This window comes from Deltaproteobacteria bacterium (assembly GCA_016874775.1).
Lineage (GTDB): Bacteria > Desulfobacterota > Binatia > Bin18 > Bin18 > VGTJ01.
On sequence record VGTJ01000010.1, the window covers coordinates 42,749 to 59,106 of the forward strand.

Sequence of the window (16,358 nt, forward strand, 5' to 3'; positions counted from 1 at the left end):
GTTCCGCCCATTTTGCATTTTTAATTTTTAATTCTTCGAGGTAACTCGACTCCACGCAGTCTGGACTTTTTGCTTGAGGTTTTCTAACGAACCATCATTCTCAATGACAAGATTAGCATATTTGCGGCGTTCAGCATCAGACAGTTGGCTGGCGATGCGCGCTTCGGTATCTTTGGCAGACATACCCCGTTGCGTGGCAACACGATCGATGACCGCATTTTTATTGGTCACCACCAACCAGACTTCGTCAGCCAGTGGCAGCCAATTGGCTTCAATCAAAATGGCGGCTTCGACCACAATTGGCGTGGTAAAGCCCTCGCTTCGTTTCTCTTTGATGCGACGTGAGATGTCCTGAAACATCAAGGGGTGGACAATCGAATTGAGCTTTTTGCGGGCATCATCACTGCCGAAAACGATAGCCCCCAGTTTTTTGCGATCGATGGTTTGGTCTGGAGCAAGGATGTCTTGGCCAAAGGCAGCGGCGACCTGCTTCCATGCTTCCTTGCCAGGCAGGTAGATTTCGTGGCCAACTTTGTCCGCGTCGATCACAAATGCTCCGAGTTCGCTGAGCAGTTGCGAGACTGTACTTTTTCCTGAACCAATACCACCAGTGAGTCCAATGGTTTTCATGCGTCCTCGTGTATCAGAGAGTATCGTTGCCTTGTTGTGGCAGAGATGTCAGGCTTCTGCAAGAGAGACGCCGGGTTCTCTCGCTCTGAGGAACATGCTATCAGTCAAGGCCGTTTGGAGGGCACGCGCATGCCGTATGCACCCGTCCGTGGGGTCGATTTGTATTATGAAGATCGTGGACAAGGACCGCCGTTGTTGTTGATTCCTGGAGCGTTGGGAACAGGGCAGACAGACTTTGCGCCACAACTTGAGCAGCTTCCCCAACACGGTATACGGGTGATTAGTCCTGATGCACGCGGATATGGCAAATCTCGTCCTCCAGTGCGACAGTTTCCGCTTGATTTCTATGAGCATGATGCACAGGACTTCGCCGTGTTGATGGAGACACTGGGGCTGCAATCGTACGCTGTTGGCGGCTGGAGCGATGGAGCAATTATCGCCATGTTGCTGACATTGCAACGACCACAACAAGTGACAAAACTAATTCCGTGGGGTGGAAACGCCTACCTCGCTCACGAAGATATTGCGGCTTATGAAGAGACGCGCCTGCTGTTGTCGTGGCCGCAACGCATGGTCGACGAGATGAGTGCTGTGTACGGAGATGAATTGCAAGACTTGTGGTCACGCTGGTGCGATGCGATGCAGGCGATCTATCGTGCCGGGGGAGAACTTTGTCAGAAGCGGTTGCATCTGATTCGCTGCCCGACGTTTCTGTTGCATGGCGCGAAAGATCCCCTAGTTCCACTCTTTCATACAGATGTATTGCAGAAGGGGATAGCTAACTCGCGTCTGTATCTGTTCCCTGAAGGCAAACACAACATCCATATTCGCTACGCCCAAGAATTTAACAAGCTGTTAGTCAATTTTCTGTGTGAGTAAAAAGGAGAGAGGAATGGCAAAAGTCGAATTCTTTTATGATTATTCGAGTCCATGGACCTATTTGGCATTCACCAAAATCCATGGGGTCTGCCAGAAATACAATGCAACGTTAGAATGGCGGCCGATTCTTGTTGGGGGAATTTTTAATACGGTGAATCCGTCAGTGTACGAATTCCGCGAGAAAGGGGTCCCGGCCAAAGCCAAGTACTCGGCCAAAGATCTACAAGACTGGGCGCGATTTTATGGGATTACGATTCTCAGCCCGACCGTATTCCCGGTGAATTCGATCAAAGCCCTGCGCGGTGCTATCGTCGCGCTTGAACACCCTGAGAAGTTTCTCCCCTACAGTTATCGGGTATTTGAGTCGTATTGGGGAGAGGACAAGGACATCAGCAAAGATGAGGTCCTCCGTGGCATTGTGCAAGAGGCTGGGCTTGATGCGAACGAGTATTTCGACAAGATCAACCGGCAGGAATACAAAGATCGTATCCGAGTGAATACCGACGAAGTCATTGCACGCGGCGGCTTTGGCACGCCGACGATCTTTGTGAATGGCGCGATGTTTTTTGGGAATGATCGGATTGTGTTGGTGGAAGAGGAACTCCGGCGGACAGGAAAGTAAGAGGTGGTGGGTGCTAGGTGGTGGGTGCTGGGGCGGCTAATTTTGACTTTTGCGTTTTGACTTTTGACTTGCCGTTTCCCCTAACCCCTAGCACCTAACCCCTAGCCCCTAGTCTTATCCGGCCCATCCCCATTTCTTCTTGTTAGCCGCGACTTGGTCTGCGGTTGGATGAGGAATTTTCTTGTGTTGAGCGACTTTGAAATCGCTGCCGTTATCTTTTGTTGCGTAGTTGATCTTAATATCGTCTTTGAAAACGCCCGGAACTGACACTTCTTCGAAGATTGCTTGGTACGGACACTCTGGTTCACAGGCACCACAATCAATGCATTCATCGGGATGAATATAGAGCTGATTGGGATACGTGTTTCTGTCGCTTCCCGTATACTCATAAATGCAATCGACCGGGCACACGGCAACGCATCCAGTATCCACACAGTCACGGCATAGCCTCGTGATCGTATAGGCCATTGTTTCTCTCCTTGTCACCAATCTGTTGTATTCGAAAGTTGGAAACGTAGACTTTGCTGACTCCGTCAAGCGCCCCTTTGGTTATCGTATCACCTGGAGAAGGTCAATGACGGAGTCAGCTTTAAGGTGGGAGGTTCAGGCAGGATATTACATGAGATCTACTGCCTTATCCTGGGTTCTTTGTGTCCAGGGCAACGCGCTGTTCACTTGTCGTGATTGGGCCGCGGCGTGAAAACAGCGTGATGTCATCTGGCAGCTTGGCGCCCTGAAGACTCAGGATCAAACGCATGCGCTCTTCTTGCGCACGACTAACGACCGCAGGCTGATTCTGTTTACGATTCTGCCGCCGGACTGTGCGTTCCTCGACAACCGATTCGACTTCCGCATCCGCGAGGTTGTAGGTTTTTCCTTTCGTTCGGACTGACACTAACTTCTTCAGTTTCTCTTTCTGCACTGGGCTGATTTGCTCAAAAACAATGGCGTTTCCTTGCGGGTGCATGTTCTGCGCAACCGTGCGGATCAGCGCTTCATCTTCTTCAACGGCGAGCTGATGTTCTCGTACCACCAAGCGTGTGCTCAACGGTACCGCGATAAGGAGGAAGATGGCGGCTGCACTATAGGAAAAGCGCGGGGAGATTGTCAGTCGGCTGCCAAAGTCTTGCAGAACCATATCGATACCGACAAGAATGGCAATTGCCGTTAGGCCTAGCCCAAAGACAGTGAGCCCAGTTGGTTGTCCACCAATCACCAGTGTGAGAAATGAAAGCAACGTAAACAGAGCTGCAGTGAGCAGCGCATATGTGAGCCGTTTCGGCTGTTCTTGGTACAGGAGAAACGGAATACCCATCGTCAAGACAAGTGCAACCAGCGGCGCGAACAGATTGCCTTCGCGGTAGACGGCACTTGCAAACCACGCTACGCCGACAGCGATAACTGCTCCGATCACTAAGCCGGCAAGAGGTCGTGTAAAAATAAGGTACTCGCGCATATGTAGACCCTCCATTCGAAGGATTTCCCCTCACCTAGATTGTAGTTTTATCGATATGTTGCTCATTTTGCAACATTCTTGCCATTAATATCAGAGTGAAATCGCCAATAATCTGTGGCCAAACGTAACGCACGGCCAGCCCGCTGATGAGTCGTGTACGTTGCGATGCCTCGCGCATGGAACTGGTTTCGTATTTCCACTAATGCTGCTTCATGAGCAAACGGCTGTAAGACAGCGAAAAACGGCTTGGCGGAACGTGTGGCAAAACGATCCAATGCATCGAGCAACGTCGTTAACGTTTGCGGATGTGCCAACCATTGTCCTGCAACCAATCCGGCTCCGGTGTCCATGACAATCACGTCAATATTTGGGTCCCGATCAAGAATAGTAAAGAGTCGCTCTAAGTTATCGACACTTTGGCCCATTCCAATAGTGTAGCCAGAGTCGAGTGGGTTGCGGAAGCTACCGCCAATAACGGTGAAGAAAGAAGAAAGTTCCTGGTATGAGGCTTCGCTGAGTTCAGGAACAATGAGTCCAGCATGTTCGAACGCATCAGTGATCGATACAGAAGGACCCCCGCTCATCGCCACCAACCCGACACGGGTGCCGGTTGTTGCTTTGGCAAGGTGAAGGAGCTTGATGGCATCAATGGCTTCGTCAAAGGTTTCCGCTGACACCGCTCCAGCTTGACGGACCATCGCATCCCATACCGCGGTCGGGATTGCCAGCGATCCTGTGTGGGAGGAGACCGCACGCTTGCCGGCTTCGCTGCGCCCACCTTTCCAAATTACCACTGGTTTTTTCGCCGCCACTTCACGAAGAAGCGAGAAGAACCGGCGTCCCTCGCGTACGCCTTCCAGATACATTCCAATGATCTGCGTTTCGTTGTCAGCCGCGAGGTAGTCGAGGTAATCACTCGCATCGAGTACTGCAGCATTCCCAAAGCTGACCGCCTTGCTGATTTTTACGCCATGATTTGGCGCAGATAAACTAAATGTGATGACGTGGGTGCCACTTTGGCCGATAAAGCCAACAGTGCCAGACTCACCAGCGGGAAGCTCTGCGTAATTCCGTAAACCGAGGCGTGGATGGTAGAGACCCATGCAATTGGGGCCAATCAATACCATCCCGGCCGAACGGGCGGTTTCGACCATCGCGTGTTCAAGCTTTTTGCCCTCTTCATCCCCAACTTCAGAGAAACCCGAAGTGAAGAGCATCATGCCCCCAACTTTTTGTGCAGCGCAGTCGGCAACGATACGTGGTGCGACCTGTCGGGGAACGGCAGTCATGACGTAATCAATCGGTTCAGGAATATCAGCTAGACTCTTGTAATTGACAACACCGAGCGCAGTGATACCGGGGATCTCACGTTCATCGATCTGCACGGAATACACTTTCCCTTTGAACGTGCTTTGCGCGCGCAGCCACATGTAGTTCATTGCTCGTTTGTCGCCGATGACGGCAACTGCTTTCGGATTAAACGCGCGATCAAGGGCAGTGCGAGTTGCGAGAGAGAGGGGGCGTGGCGGAGCGGGAATTTGCGCACCATGCAATGCGATCCGAGCGTCAACGGCAAGACACCCGTTAGCGTACGCGAATACTGGGTTGAGGTCGAGTTCTTTGATCTCAGGGTGCGTCTCAGGTAAGACTGAGATCTGTAACAATAAGTTTGCTAACGCGTCAAGATCAACCGCAGGTTGTCCACGATGCCCTGTAAGTAGCGGGAACCCTTGTATCTCACGGATCATGGCGTGGGCATCTTGTAGACGGAGCGGAGCCAAACGAAAGGCGACATCTTTCAAGATTTCAACGGAGATCCCGCCAAGACCGAACATACACACTGGTCCGAATTGCGGATCTGTCGTCAATCCGACAATGACCTCCACGCCAGACTTGGCCATCGGCTGGACTGAAACGCCGTCGAGGGCAGCGGCGGGTTGTGATCGTTTGACTGCCTGCAGAATGTCGTCGAAGGCATTTCCCACAGCATCGGGAGTTGTGAGGTTGAGCTTCACGCCACCGACGTCGCTTTTATGGACGACCTCTGATGAGCAGATCTTTAAGACGACTGGGAACCCAAGTTTTTGCGCGAGGGTGATAGCTTCATCGTGCGTCCGCGCGAGTTCGGTTGGCACGACAGGAACGGTGGCAGCGCTGAGCAGGGCTTTTGCTTCGACTTCAGAGAGAAGCTGACGATTGTGCGAGCGAGCTTGTTGAATAATGGTTGCGGCATTTGAGGTGGACATGAGCGATCCTCCGAGCCTGAGAGTGAATTCTGCCTCCTGTCATAGCCGAGAAGCAGGGCTGGGGGCTAGGGGTCAACGGACAGGCTGTCGGCCAAAGGCTTCAGGCTGAAGGGAAAGAAAGCCAGGATAAATGGATAAGGGATAAAGAATAAGGGATAAAGGGAACAACGGGACAAGGGACGTTGTCTTGACGTCTGACTTTTCCTCTTCCCTACAATCTGGAGCCTAAATCAAACCACGAACGATTGGTCCACTCGCGCTGTCGCCGAAGAGACTGTAGCGTGCGCCATGCGCACGGGTAATTCAAGCAGGCGAGCGTAACGTGCGCACAGTACACTCTACCCCAACTGTACGAATATTCCGTGGTCCGATTTAGCGCCTTTATTTTTGTATCCGTAGTCGCAGCTCCGCCACTTCATCGCGTAGCGCTTGCAGTGGCCCAGCAAGGGCTTCCTGCATAAATTTTTCGATGTATTTCCCTTGCATGTCGTTCTCGATGTTCACTTTGTCTCCGGGCTTGCGGGCATGCAAGGTTGTGACGTGGTGCGTGTGAGGGATGATTGCGCAAGTAAATTCTGTCGGTCGACAATGAAAAACCGTCAAGCTGATACCATCGACAGCAACAGAACCTTTCTCGATGAGGTAACGTCCTAATTCGGGTGGGACCGTGAAGGTGTAGAGAAACGAATCACCTTCTGGCTGAATGCTTTTGACAGCACCGACTCCGTCAACATGACCTGAGACGACGTGGCCTGAAAGGCGATCACTCACTCTCAGTGATCTTTCCAGGTTTACCAGAGAACCAGGAGTGAGGTCACCGAGATTCGTCCGTCGCAGGGACTCAGCCGAGACATCAAAGCTGAGCGTCGCATCGCCAATGACTGTGACCGTAAGGCACGTGCCATTGACACAAATGCTCTCGCCAAGGCCGACTTCTGCAAGCGGAATCTGGCTCGTGAGAATCAGTCGTACGCCTTCGTTGATTGGCTCGATTGCAGAGATCGTACCGGTTGTTTCGATAATGCCGCTAAACATAGGGGTTGGGTACTGGGGGTTAGGGGTTAGTAATATGGGGTGTGGGCTGAAGGGGGAGTTTTCTTACCAATCCCTAACCCCCAGCCCCTAACCCCTACGAAGTGATTGAGCGGCGGATAAAACGGCCGACCCACCCTTCATTTTCCCGTTGCGACAAAATCTCCAGTTCTCCACGGTCGAGCCACAATCCTTTGCACGAGGGACACTCTTCAACGGTCACATCGTGGTGTTGGATGGTGGCGAGTTTTGTGCCGCACTTTGGACACTGCATAAGTCCTTGCTGAGTTCCTGTCCCTGGCTGGCCCTGTTTCATTTTGTCGAGCAATTCACGATCGCGCTGGGCGAAGTATCGATCTTCCTCGGCCTTTTCCTTATCACGCAACTTATCAGTCAATCGATCTTTATCGGCCATGATTCTTTCTCCTTCGTAGCGCTCGTCGTTGTTGAGCTAACCAGCGCTTCATTCTGCGTAATAGATTACGGGCACGAGAACTTTCACTACTTAAGAGCGTCAAGCTTAACAGTAAGAACGGAATTTGCGGCATAATGGGAATAAAAATTCCGATAATCCCTAACACCAGAAAGAACAAACCGGACCCTACTTTGAGTAGCCTCCGGATTGGATGTGGAAGTACGTCCCACCACGCATGGAAAAGCTTGCTTATGTTCTGGCGGATTCGCTGAAGCATAGGTTACAGGTCATCACTAATCTTTCCACTACGAGCCTTCTCTACAGTTTCCTCAAACTGCGAGCCCAAGTCTACCCCCAGTTGTTTTGCGCGCTTCTTTGCCCACAAGCCAACGTTACGAGAGTCGCGATAGAAAGACTCGTCCCGGGGGGCACTGGTATCAAAATCACTCAAGCGAGCTGATTCGGTTTGATGGTAGGTTACGCGCGACAGCAAACGCTTCAAGCGACGCGCGCTGCAATACTTGCACGATGGCTTTGCAATCATGTCCTTTTGCGAGAGAAACAGAATACTCTGATCTTTACCGCACGCCTGACAGTGATACTCGTAGATTGGCATACCTGTATTTCCCCTACCATAGATTCGCTGAAGGTGCTATAAGAACTCCTGTGGGTACTGGTGGTAAGGTACGGGTTGCGTACATTGGTCGGTCATGAAAGAAAATGTAGTGCGCGGGTGAGAGTCCCCTCACGCAAGATACCTACTGTATGATCCCACTTCGCACTTCTGTAACGCAACAGCAGGTTCCGTGGGTCAATCACGTGCTCATCGGAGCAAACCTGGCGCTCTTTGCCTATGAACTCGCGCTCGGCCCTCAGGTCGAGAACTTCGTCCAAACCTATGGATGGGTCCCGGCCACCTTCTCTCAGGCGCTCGAACAGGGGACTGTTCCTCCTCTCTCGCCATTATTGTTTTGCATGTTTCTTCATGGCAGTTGGGCGCATCTCCTTGGCAATCTGCTCTATCTCTACATTTTCGGCGGAAATGTTGAAGATCGCTTAGGACATCTCCGTTACTTGATATTCTATAGCGTGGGCGGAATGATCGCGGTTTTAGTCCAGACCTATACAAACCCGACGTCGACGTTGCCCATGATAGGTGCGAGTGGTGCCATTGCGGCAGTAACAGGCGCGTACTTCGTGTTCTGTCCTACCGCTCGTGTTTTAACGCTCTTACCGTTAGGGTTCTCCTTTCCTGTCATCCGTATTCCGGCGGTGTTCTATCTTGTGTTGTGGTTAGGACTCCAGGTTGGGGCTGGTATGCATGCGCAGGCTGCCACTACCACTCCTGTAGTTGAAGTTGCCTGGTGGGCACATGTCGGAGGATTTATTGGCGGCCTTCTTCTTGGGCCCCTCCTCCTCCTCAAACGACGACATCCTCGTCGTCGCCGGTCAACATCCTCATTAGCATGGCACAATCCGCGTTCGGCGTTGCGGTGGTAGAGACAAGCGGAGAGGGATTCCTTGCTCAGTTCTGTATCCGTCGATAAACGTACAGAAAACGTGGGTCGGCTTTTCCTATGTCAAGGGTTTTGTGTGTCGCTTGGATGGGTAGCGTGGAGGTAAAACGACAACACCGTGTAGTAAAGAGGATAGTAGAGAGAAGCAAAAACAACGGATTGGGATGGGGTCGGTAATTGCCAAATGAGCACAAGCAGAAAGAGAACCCACAGTGCCCCTAGCAGATTCGTAAGGGTACGAAATCGAACTGTTCGAGTTGGATAGACATAGCGAATGGGCACAAAGACGAGAACTGCCAACACACAGAGTATCCCACCGTTTACCCAGGACGGAGTCTGCAGGGCGTACAGGTAAAACGCGACGATGTTCCAATACGACGGAAACCCGGTAAAGAAGAAATCTGGCGTTTTCGCTGCGGCCTGACAGAAACCATAAGCGCTGGCAAGCAGTGGTATGGCGATAAAGAATATCGTTCCCGAAGATGGAAGGAGATGGCAATAGTAGAGTGCAGCGAGTGGAACGATGACGAACGTGAAATAATCCACGATGTCATCAAGCTTCGCGCCGTCGAACCAGGGCAGTACTTTCTTGATCTCCACTGCCCGTGCGAGAGTGCCATCTGTGGCATCGATAAGCACGGCAATGAGCATCCATAGGAATGCCGCCCGTACATCTCCATTCACAGATGCCTGCAACGCGAGAAAGCCAGCAATTGTGCCAGAAGCAGTGTAGGCGTGAACGGTCCATGCCAGAGCTTGGCGTAGAATAGAGAACCGTGAAGGAGCGGTGAGCGTTCCCTCAGCCGAGCCGTTGGGCACTGAGGGTTGGTTCATAGAGAACTTGAATGACGTTGCCGTCAGGATCGAAACAATAGAGGGAGCGGCTGCCGTCGCGGTGCGTACGAGGGGTATTGCGCAGGCGGACGCTGTGGGTTGCAAGGACCTCTGCTGCACGGTCGACATCTTCTGGAGTGCTGACGAGAAATCCGAGATGGTCGAGCCGTTGTCCATCTTTGACTGTTGGTGTTGTCACTTTGTGTAAAGCAAGGTTGTCACACCCTGACGACAAATATGCGTTATCAGGGTCTGGTTGCCAGACCACCCGCATGCCGAACACAGAAGAATAAAACTGAACGGAGGTCGCAACATCTGCGACGTTCAATGCCAAGTGTCGAAGTCCCAAGGTCGGAATAGCGGCGCTGGTACTCATAGCCAACACTTACCAGAAGAAGATGGCGGACAGAAGGCCGGAGACAGGGAAAACCCTAATACGCAACCCTCCTATTCCCCTCTTGCGTTTTACGCTTTACAGAGTACGTGCTACGGCTTCTTCACTAACAGATACATCTCTCCTCGTTGCGCCATTGCACCGGCTTCGGTTTCTGCCGCACTCCCCCAGAACAAATCCGCACGTGCTGGCCCGCGAATCGCTGCGCCAGTGTCTTGTAATACAACGAAGCGGAAGAATTCTTTCCACTTCACCTGATTCTGACCATTCCAGACTGGTCGCTTGGCATGGATAAAGGCGAGGCCGCCCAGAGGGTAAATTGAAGGATCAGCGGCGAGCGAGCGCCCGGGGGTGAGAGGTACTCCGAGACTGCCAACCGGGCCACTCGGACCTGTCGGGAATGATTTGAAAAAGATGTATCGAGGATTGTGAAAAAGGATGTCGTCCCGTTCTTCTGGATGTTCTGCGAGGTATCGACGGATTCCCTGTGTGGAAGCTTGGCCCGGTGGTAAGACCCGCTGGTCCAGGAGATAGCGTCCGATGCTGCGATAGGCTCTGCCATTGTCCCCAGCATAGCCAACCCGCATCCGTTCCCCTTTCGGCAAGCGGATTTGCCCTGACCCTTGAATGTGCAAAAAGAACCGATCAACCGGGTCATCTAACCAGACAATCTCATTCCCTCTTCCTCTCAGCGCTCCTTGGCCATCAATTTCGGCCCGTGTGAAATAGGGAGTGGCTGCGCCCCGTGCCGGTAGGTCGTTGGGAACACGATAAAGTGGATAGCGATAGCGCTCGGTTGGTGCTAAGCTGCCGTTGATGACAGGTTCATGATAGCCGGTAAATAAGACGGGAGACGTCACACGGTAAATATCAAAGTCTCGTAAGAGGGCCGTACTGATATCAGGCTCAGTTTCCAACATCTCTGCGAAGGTCTCAAGGCTCTCACGTATCAATGCAACAGAAATGCGTTGATCACCGAAAGCTAGGATTGCTGACTCATCGCGTCGCCGCAACGCCGCAACACTTTGCAACACGGCAGCTTTCAGAGACGAGCGATCAAGGTCATCGGCAAAAAAAGGGACAAGCTCTGGATCTGCCTGTTCAAGCGAGACGTTCCCTATGTTGCTATAGCTGACCGCTGGAAGGGTACTCACAAGGAAAACTACGAGAAAGGCCAACTTCCAACAGAAGGTACGGCACTCAAGAGCGTAACGTGCATACAGAGTCTGCTGAGAGTTTTCCGACCTATCGTTCTGGAGCCTGCGCAGCCGATTATCCTGACTCTCTCGACGTAGTGCAGAATACCCTTCGTGCAATGCGGTTGATGAACGGTTACGACTAGCCCCTCGACGTAGCTCCTGATGACTGTCGGCTGGATCACTATGAGAAGCTGTTCGCTGATTTTCTTGTTGAGATTGCTGCGTCGACCTTCGATTTGCTTTGCTTTGTTCCTGCTGCAGTTGCGACCACCACATCCCCACTTCCTCCTCTCTCGCAGGTCTTTCTATGCCGCAGCATACACTGCTTGAGCGGCACTCACCCCGGCCCCCGGGGTACAAGAGAATTGCTGTTTCCGTAAGATACTCTCTAATGCGCTTAATACCAAGAGGACATTACTACGGGTGCTGGATTCCCCCATTAGGCCTATACGCAACACCTTTCCACGTAACGGCCCCAGGCCAGCGCCAATTTCAATATTATACTCTTCCAACAGTTGTCGTCGAACTCCAGCGTCATCGACACCATTAGGAATGGCAACACTATTCAGGGTCCACAGCCGATGTCCTTCCTGGGCGGCAAGCGTCATGCCCATTGCGCTCAAGCCTGCGGCTAGCGCTTCATGGTTACGGCGATGGCGTTGAAACCGCGCGGTCAGGCCCTCTTCTTGGATCAGGCGCAGAGATTCACGCAAGGCATAGTTCATCGAGATCGGCGCAGTGTGATGATACACACGCTCTTCTCCCCAGTACTTTTCAATCATGGTGAGGTCTAAGTACCAGCTCTGGACTTTTGATTTGCGGGCGCGAATGACATCAAGTGCAGCCTGACTAAATGTGACAGGAGAGAGTCCTGGCGGGCAACTGAGGCATTTTTGTGTCCCGCTGTAGCACGCATCGATCTTCCAGTCATCGATCTGTACTGGACAACCGCCCAGTGATGTCACTGCGTCAACGACGAACAATGCACCGGCTGCATGGACAATGGAGGAGATTCCTTCTAGCGGCTGCCAAGCGCCAGTCGAAGTTTCGGCGTGAACAAGCGCAACAAGTTTTGGGCGTCGACATTGCTTGAGCGCGTCTCGCACTTGCTCTGGAGTAAAAACATTGCCCCACGGTGCCTCGATCACCACTGGTTTAGCACCACAGCGTTCAACAATATCTTTCATGCGCGTGCCAAACACGCCATTGACACCAATGACGGCTTCGTCTCCGGCTTCGAGCAAATTGACGAGGCAGGCCTCCATGCCAGAACTGCCGGTTCCTGAGATCGGAAAGGTCAGTGCGTTTTTCGTCTGGAAGACAAAGCGCAAGAGTTCTTTGGTTTCTTCCATCAAGCGGACAAACTCGGGATCAAGATGCCCAACCAGCGGCGTGGACATCGCTTTGAGCACTCGAGAATGAACGTTACTCGGGCCAGGGCCTAACAGCACCCGGACTGGGGGTGCTAATTCGCCAGCAGCTTCCATACTTCTGTTCCTTACGTATTTGCAACAAATAAAATGCGGCACTCACGCTACCATGAACCAGCGGTATGGTCAAAAACGCCCGGTGGTGTGTGGTTGAGCAGACACTCTTCTCCTTTTTTGCTACAAGTCCACGGAGGGGAAAATAAGGAGACACTATCATGCCCATCCTCAACGGGACTGGTCTTGGCTTGTTACCGACTATGGGAGTTGGTTCGTATGCCTCACCTGCGTGGCTGACGGCAACACGGCGGGTCTTACGTGCCGGAGATGCTGGCCCCGCAGATATGGAAGAAGCAATCCAGGATGCGATTAAGATCGCGGTGTGGGACCAAGAAGAAGCTGGGCTGACGATTCTCACCGACGGTGAAATTCGCCGGCAGCGTTTTCTCTGGAACATGGTGGAAAAACTTTCAGGCCTCAAACTGATCCCGGCGCAACGAAAACTGGGAGTGATGAGCTACGATAGCGCACCACGCTTTGAAACCGTCGAACGAGTGACCGCACCTCAGGGCTTCGGCTTGGTTGATGAGTATCAATATGTCCGCACGTTGACGGACAAACCGCTCAAGATCTGCTGTCCAGGGCCACTGACGATTGCTTTACCGATCACGCCAAAAGGTGGATATGCGAACGGTGATTATCTACCGATGCTCTATGACATTGCTGAATTAGTGAACAAAGAATTGCGCCAACTGGTGACCGCTGGAGCGACATTCATCCAAATCGATGAGCCTTCTGCGGCTGGCCGCACGCCGGTGTTGCCGGTCGAGGAAACGGTGAAGCTCTTCAACAAAACTGTTGAAGGTGTTCAGGCGAAGATTGCTCTCCATATTTGCTTTGGTAACAATCAGGGCCGTCCAGCAATGAAGCGAACCTACAAACCGTTATTCCCTGGCATCCTTGATGTGAAAGCCGATCAGTTCGCTTTGGAATACGCCAACCGTGAAATGGCGGAGTTGGAACTTTGGAGCCAATATGGCGGTGATCGGGAGTTAGCTGCAGGTGTTGTCGATGTCAAATCGATGTATCTCGAAACACCCGAAGATGTGGCTGAGCGGATTCGTGCGGTGGTGAAGCACGCCAGACCAGAAAAGCTGTATCTGACCTGCGATTGTGGATTCTCTGCCTCCTCGCGTGGATTGGCACGTGCAAAGCTCCATGCACTTACTGCCGGTGCTGCGATTGTGCGAAAAGAGGTGAGCTGAATACCAATCTTGCTGAAGAACGCCCTGGAAAAACCTGATTTCCCTCTACAGCATTTCCCACTGCGCAGATTTTGTGATAGAACCTCTCGTGCTGCATAGGTTTCTATCTCCCGTTTTGCCTATTTTACGACGATAGGGAGAATTGCAGCTGTGATGGAGGTGTGGGGTGAAAAAGCGCCGATTCAACAAGATAAGGGGAAATTGCGCGTTCTGGTTATGTGTGACCTTAGCACTGTGGATTCTGCCGCTCGTTCCCTATAGTCATTCTGCCGGAACAATCACAGGAACAGTCTTTCGTGATTTCGATGCTGATGGGGTTCGTGACAGCGGTGAACCTGGTGTCAGCAGCGTTGTCGTGACGGCGTATGATGCGTCAGGCGTACGAGTTGGACAAACCGCAACGTGCGACACAACCGCGATTTCCGTTCCAGCAAGTGCTCCGGCGATCCCCGCAGTGATCAATGTTGCGTCCTGTACGAGCGCGAATGTTGGATCGTATTCTCTTGCTGCGACGGGTACTGGTCCGTATCGTGTCGAGTTTACCAACCTCCCTGGTTTTCTACAGCCTGGCGCGTTTGGTAGTCAAAATGGCACAACGGTGCAGTATGTTCCTGATGGGGCATCGTCCAACATCAATTTGGCACTCAACTATGCGCACGATTTCTGTCAAACCAATCCGATTCTTGCCACAAGTTGTTACGTGAACGGTAACACTAACACCACGGCGCCTGTTGATGTCCTTGTGGCATTGCCATATGCCGGCAGTGGCAACGGCATTCCTGTAAGCTTGGGAGGCACTGCCGTCAATCCTCAGCATCTGGCGAGTAAAAGCGAAATCGGCTCAGCCTGGGGACTCGCCTATGCGCGGCAAACGAAAACGCTGTACACCGCGACCTTCCTCAAACGCCATGCAGGCATTGGGCCCAATGGCCTTGGCGCCATCTATCAAGTGACGAACGCCAATACTGCTACTCCAGGAACTCCTAGCCTCTTTGTTGATCTCGCCGCGCAGGGAATCGACGCTGGTGGCTCAGCGGCTGTTGGTAGTCCAACGTTTCCGTCTAATGCAACTCGCGGACTTGGGGCACCAGGAAGTGCAAACATTGATGCCGCTGCTTTCGGTCAGGTTGGCGCTGTTGGCCTTGGTGGGCTGACGCTTTCGGACGACGAAACCACGCTCTATACTGTCAACCTCTTCGATAAAAAGCTCTACACGATTCCGATTGCCAATCCTACCAGTGCGAACATTCAAGGCACCCTCATCCCTAATCCGAGCTGTGCCAATGGCAACTGGCGGCCGTTTGCTGTGAAGTATTCGCGTGGACAAGTGTATGTGGGCGGGATCTGCGACGCACAAACATCGAACAATCGTAATGATTTGAAAGCTGTTGTCTATCGTTTCGACGGGACAACGTTCACGTCGGTATTGTCGTTTCCGCTAACGTATACCAAAGGCCTCGCACGTAACCCGTGCGATGCCACCGGTACTGACCGGTGGTACCCGTGGCTCGCGAGTATCACTCCTCCTCCAGATTCAGGGCCGAGTTTTTCGTGTTCAGGTGGGACATTTTTCTCGTATCCACAACCAATTCTCTCGGATATTGAATTTGATATCGATGGTTCGATGATCCTCGGGTTTATCGATCGTTGGGGGCATCAGGTCGGACAAATTAATCAGTGGCCGAATGGAGCTAGTGGTGAAGTGGGAGTAACTGCAGGTGATCTGCTTCGTTCAGTGAACACCAACGGTGTCTTCCAGGATCCCACTACGAGTGAATTTTACACCGGAGAGTTCATTTCGATTTTCAGCGCTGGGCATGACGAGACCAGTCTTGGTGGGGTGACATTTATCCCCGGGACGGGGGAAATAGCACTCACGGCGATGGGTCCGGTGCGCTTCACCAGCGGTGGCGTGATCTTCCTGAGCAATACGACAGGGACACAATCACGTCTTGGGTATGAGGTATACGAGGGGAATCTGCCGTTCTTCGGCAAAGTCGCAGGCTTAGGAGACTTGACCACCCTCTGTGATGCCGCGCCGTTGGAAATTGGTAACCGTGTGTGGCGCGATACCGATCGTGATGGCATTCAAGATTCCGGCGAACCCGCAATTAGTGAAGTGACGGTGCAACTCTTCAAAGGAAACGTGCTTGTTGGTAAAGCAGTGACAGATGCGAATGGCACGTACTACTTCGTTGGTGGGACAGCTGCCGACCCCACGGAAAACGCGCTTCAAGTGCAGGGAAACCCGAGGAGTTGGGCGAGGTAGGACAGGTGCCAGCCTGGGCGTTTGCGCTTAACTTTGAGCGAACCTTTTTGCCGGGGTCCCCGCGTAAGAGCGAGACGGCCAAGCGGTTGAGGAACGCCCGGTTCTCCGCCGTCGTGCGATCATAGACCCGGCGGGCATCTTCGCGAAACACGACATCTAACACCCAGTGCAGG

The 16,358-nt window shown here is 52.5% G+C and carries 17 protein-coding genes; 5 read left to right on the forward strand and 12 right to left on the reverse strand.

The genetic code is table 11. The annotated features are described in order from the left end of the window. Nucleotides 1-27 precede the first annotated feature (27 nt). Nucleotides 28-630: a dephospho-CoA kinase gene (locus FJ147_02905; protein ID MBM4254827.1), complete on the reverse strand. Its 603-nt coding sequence runs from the start codon at nt 628-630 to the stop codon at nt 28-30. 36 nt (nt 631-666) lie between these two features. On the opposite strand from FJ147_02905, the gene FJ147_02910 reads away from it, so the two are divergent. Together FJ147_02910 and FJ147_02915 are read left to right on the forward strand one after the other, a co-directional pair. Further along, on the forward strand, nt 667-1,509 hold the full coding sequence (locus FJ147_02910; protein MBM4254828.1) for an alpha/beta hydrolase: 843 nt from the start codon (nt 667-669) through the stop codon (nt 1,507-1,509). Between the two features lie 13 nt (nt 1,510-1,522). Then, complete coding sequence (locus tag FJ147_02915; GenBank protein MBM4254829.1) at nt 1,523-2,131, forward strand: 2-hydroxychromene-2-carboxylate isomerase; 609 nt, start codon at nt 1,523-1,525, stop codon at nt 2,129-2,131. A gap of 114 nt (nt 2,132-2,245) precedes the next feature. Here the strand turns inward: FJ147_02915 and FJ147_02920 are convergent, their stop codons facing one another. From FJ147_02920 to FJ147_02950, 7 genes are all read right to left on the reverse strand, one after another. Next, a complete protein-coding gene (locus FJ147_02920) occupies nt 2,246-2,599 on the reverse strand; it encodes a 4Fe-4S dicluster domain-containing protein (protein ID MBM4254830.1) in 354 nt (117 codons plus the stop codon). Between the two features lie 166 nt (nt 2,600-2,765). Next, entirely contained in the window at nt 2,766-3,587 is an 822-nt protein-coding gene (locus tag FJ147_02925; GenBank protein ID MBM4254831.1) for a hypothetical protein, read from the reverse strand. A 62-nt stretch (nt 3,588-3,649) separates the two neighbouring features. Further along, nucleotides 3,650-5,833, reverse strand: a complete 2,184-nt coding sequence (locus FJ147_02930; GenBank protein MBM4254832.1) for a hypothetical protein — start codon at nt 5,831-5,833, stop codon at nt 3,650-3,652. Nucleotides 5,834-6,214: 381 nt separating this feature from the next. Further along, nucleotides 6,215-6,868, reverse strand: a complete 654-nt coding sequence (locus tag FJ147_02935) for a riboflavin synthase (protein ID MBM4254833.1) — start codon at nt 6,866-6,868, stop codon at nt 6,215-6,217. A 94-nt stretch (nt 6,869-6,962) separates the two neighbouring features. Beyond that, nucleotides 6,963-7,280, reverse strand: a complete 318-nt coding sequence (locus FJ147_02940) for a hypothetical protein (protein MBM4254834.1) — start codon at nt 7,278-7,280, stop codon at nt 6,963-6,965. Then, nucleotides 7,270-7,557, reverse strand: coding sequence for a DUF454 domain-containing protein (locus tag FJ147_02945; protein ID MBM4254835.1), 288 nt, complete (start codon nt 7,555-7,557; stop codon nt 7,270-7,272). The genes FJ147_02940 and FJ147_02945 overlap by 11 nt, the downstream gene beginning before the upstream one ends. Before the next feature lie 3 nt (nt 7,558-7,560). Then, entirely contained in the window at nt 7,561-7,896 is a 336-nt protein-coding gene (locus FJ147_02950; protein MBM4254836.1) for a zinc ribbon domain-containing protein, read from the reverse strand. Between the two features lie 149 nt (nt 7,897-8,045). Between FJ147_02950 and FJ147_02955 the strand changes: the two genes are divergently transcribed. Next, nucleotides 8,046-8,780 (forward strand): rhomboid family intramembrane serine protease, encoded by a 735-nt coding sequence (locus FJ147_02955; GenBank protein ID MBM4254837.1) that lies wholly within the window; start codon nt 8,046-8,048, stop codon nt 8,778-8,780. An 80-nt stretch (nt 8,781-8,860) separates the two neighbouring features. On the opposite strand, the gene FJ147_02960 is transcribed toward FJ147_02955, so the two are convergent. The 4 genes from FJ147_02960 to FJ147_02975 form a co-directional block, all read right to left on the reverse strand. Further along, on the reverse strand, nt 8,861-9,565 hold the full coding sequence (locus FJ147_02960) for a CDP-diacylglycerol O-phosphatidyltransferase (protein MBM4254838.1): 705 nt from the start codon (nt 9,563-9,565) through the stop codon (nt 8,861-8,863). 31 nt (nt 9,566-9,596) lie between these two features. After that, complete coding sequence (locus tag FJ147_02965) at nt 9,597-10,007, reverse strand: VOC family protein (protein ID MBM4254839.1); 411 nt, start codon at nt 10,005-10,007, stop codon at nt 9,597-9,599. A 110-nt stretch (nt 10,008-10,117) separates the two neighbouring features. After that, nucleotides 10,118-11,500 carry a transglycosylase gene (locus tag FJ147_02970; GenBank protein MBM4254840.1) on the reverse strand — a complete coding sequence of 461 codons (1,383 nt, stop codon included), beginning with the start codon at nt 11,498-11,500 and terminating at the stop codon, nt 10,118-10,120. Between the two features lie 29 nt (nt 11,501-11,529). Further along, nucleotides 11,530-12,711 (reverse strand): alanine--glyoxylate aminotransferase family protein, encoded by a 1,182-nt coding sequence (locus FJ147_02975; GenBank protein ID MBM4254841.1) that lies wholly within the window; start codon nt 12,709-12,711, stop codon nt 11,530-11,532. A 158-nt stretch (nt 12,712-12,869) separates the two neighbouring features. Here FJ147_02975 and FJ147_02980 point away from each other — a divergent pair, with 158 nt between their 5' ends. Next, the gene (locus FJ147_02980) at nt 12,870-13,916 is read left to right on the forward strand and encodes a cobalamin-independent methionine synthase II family protein (protein MBM4254842.1); all 1,047 of its coding nucleotides are present in this window, start codon (nt 12,870-12,872) and stop codon (nt 13,914-13,916) included. A 166-nt stretch (nt 13,917-14,082) separates the two neighbouring features. Next, the gene (locus tag FJ147_02985; protein ID MBM4254843.1) at nt 14,083-16,185 is read left to right on the forward strand and encodes a hypothetical protein; all 2,103 of its coding nucleotides are present in this window, start codon (nt 14,083-14,085) and stop codon (nt 16,183-16,185) included. Nucleotides 16,186-16,358: the final 173 nt, after the last annotated feature.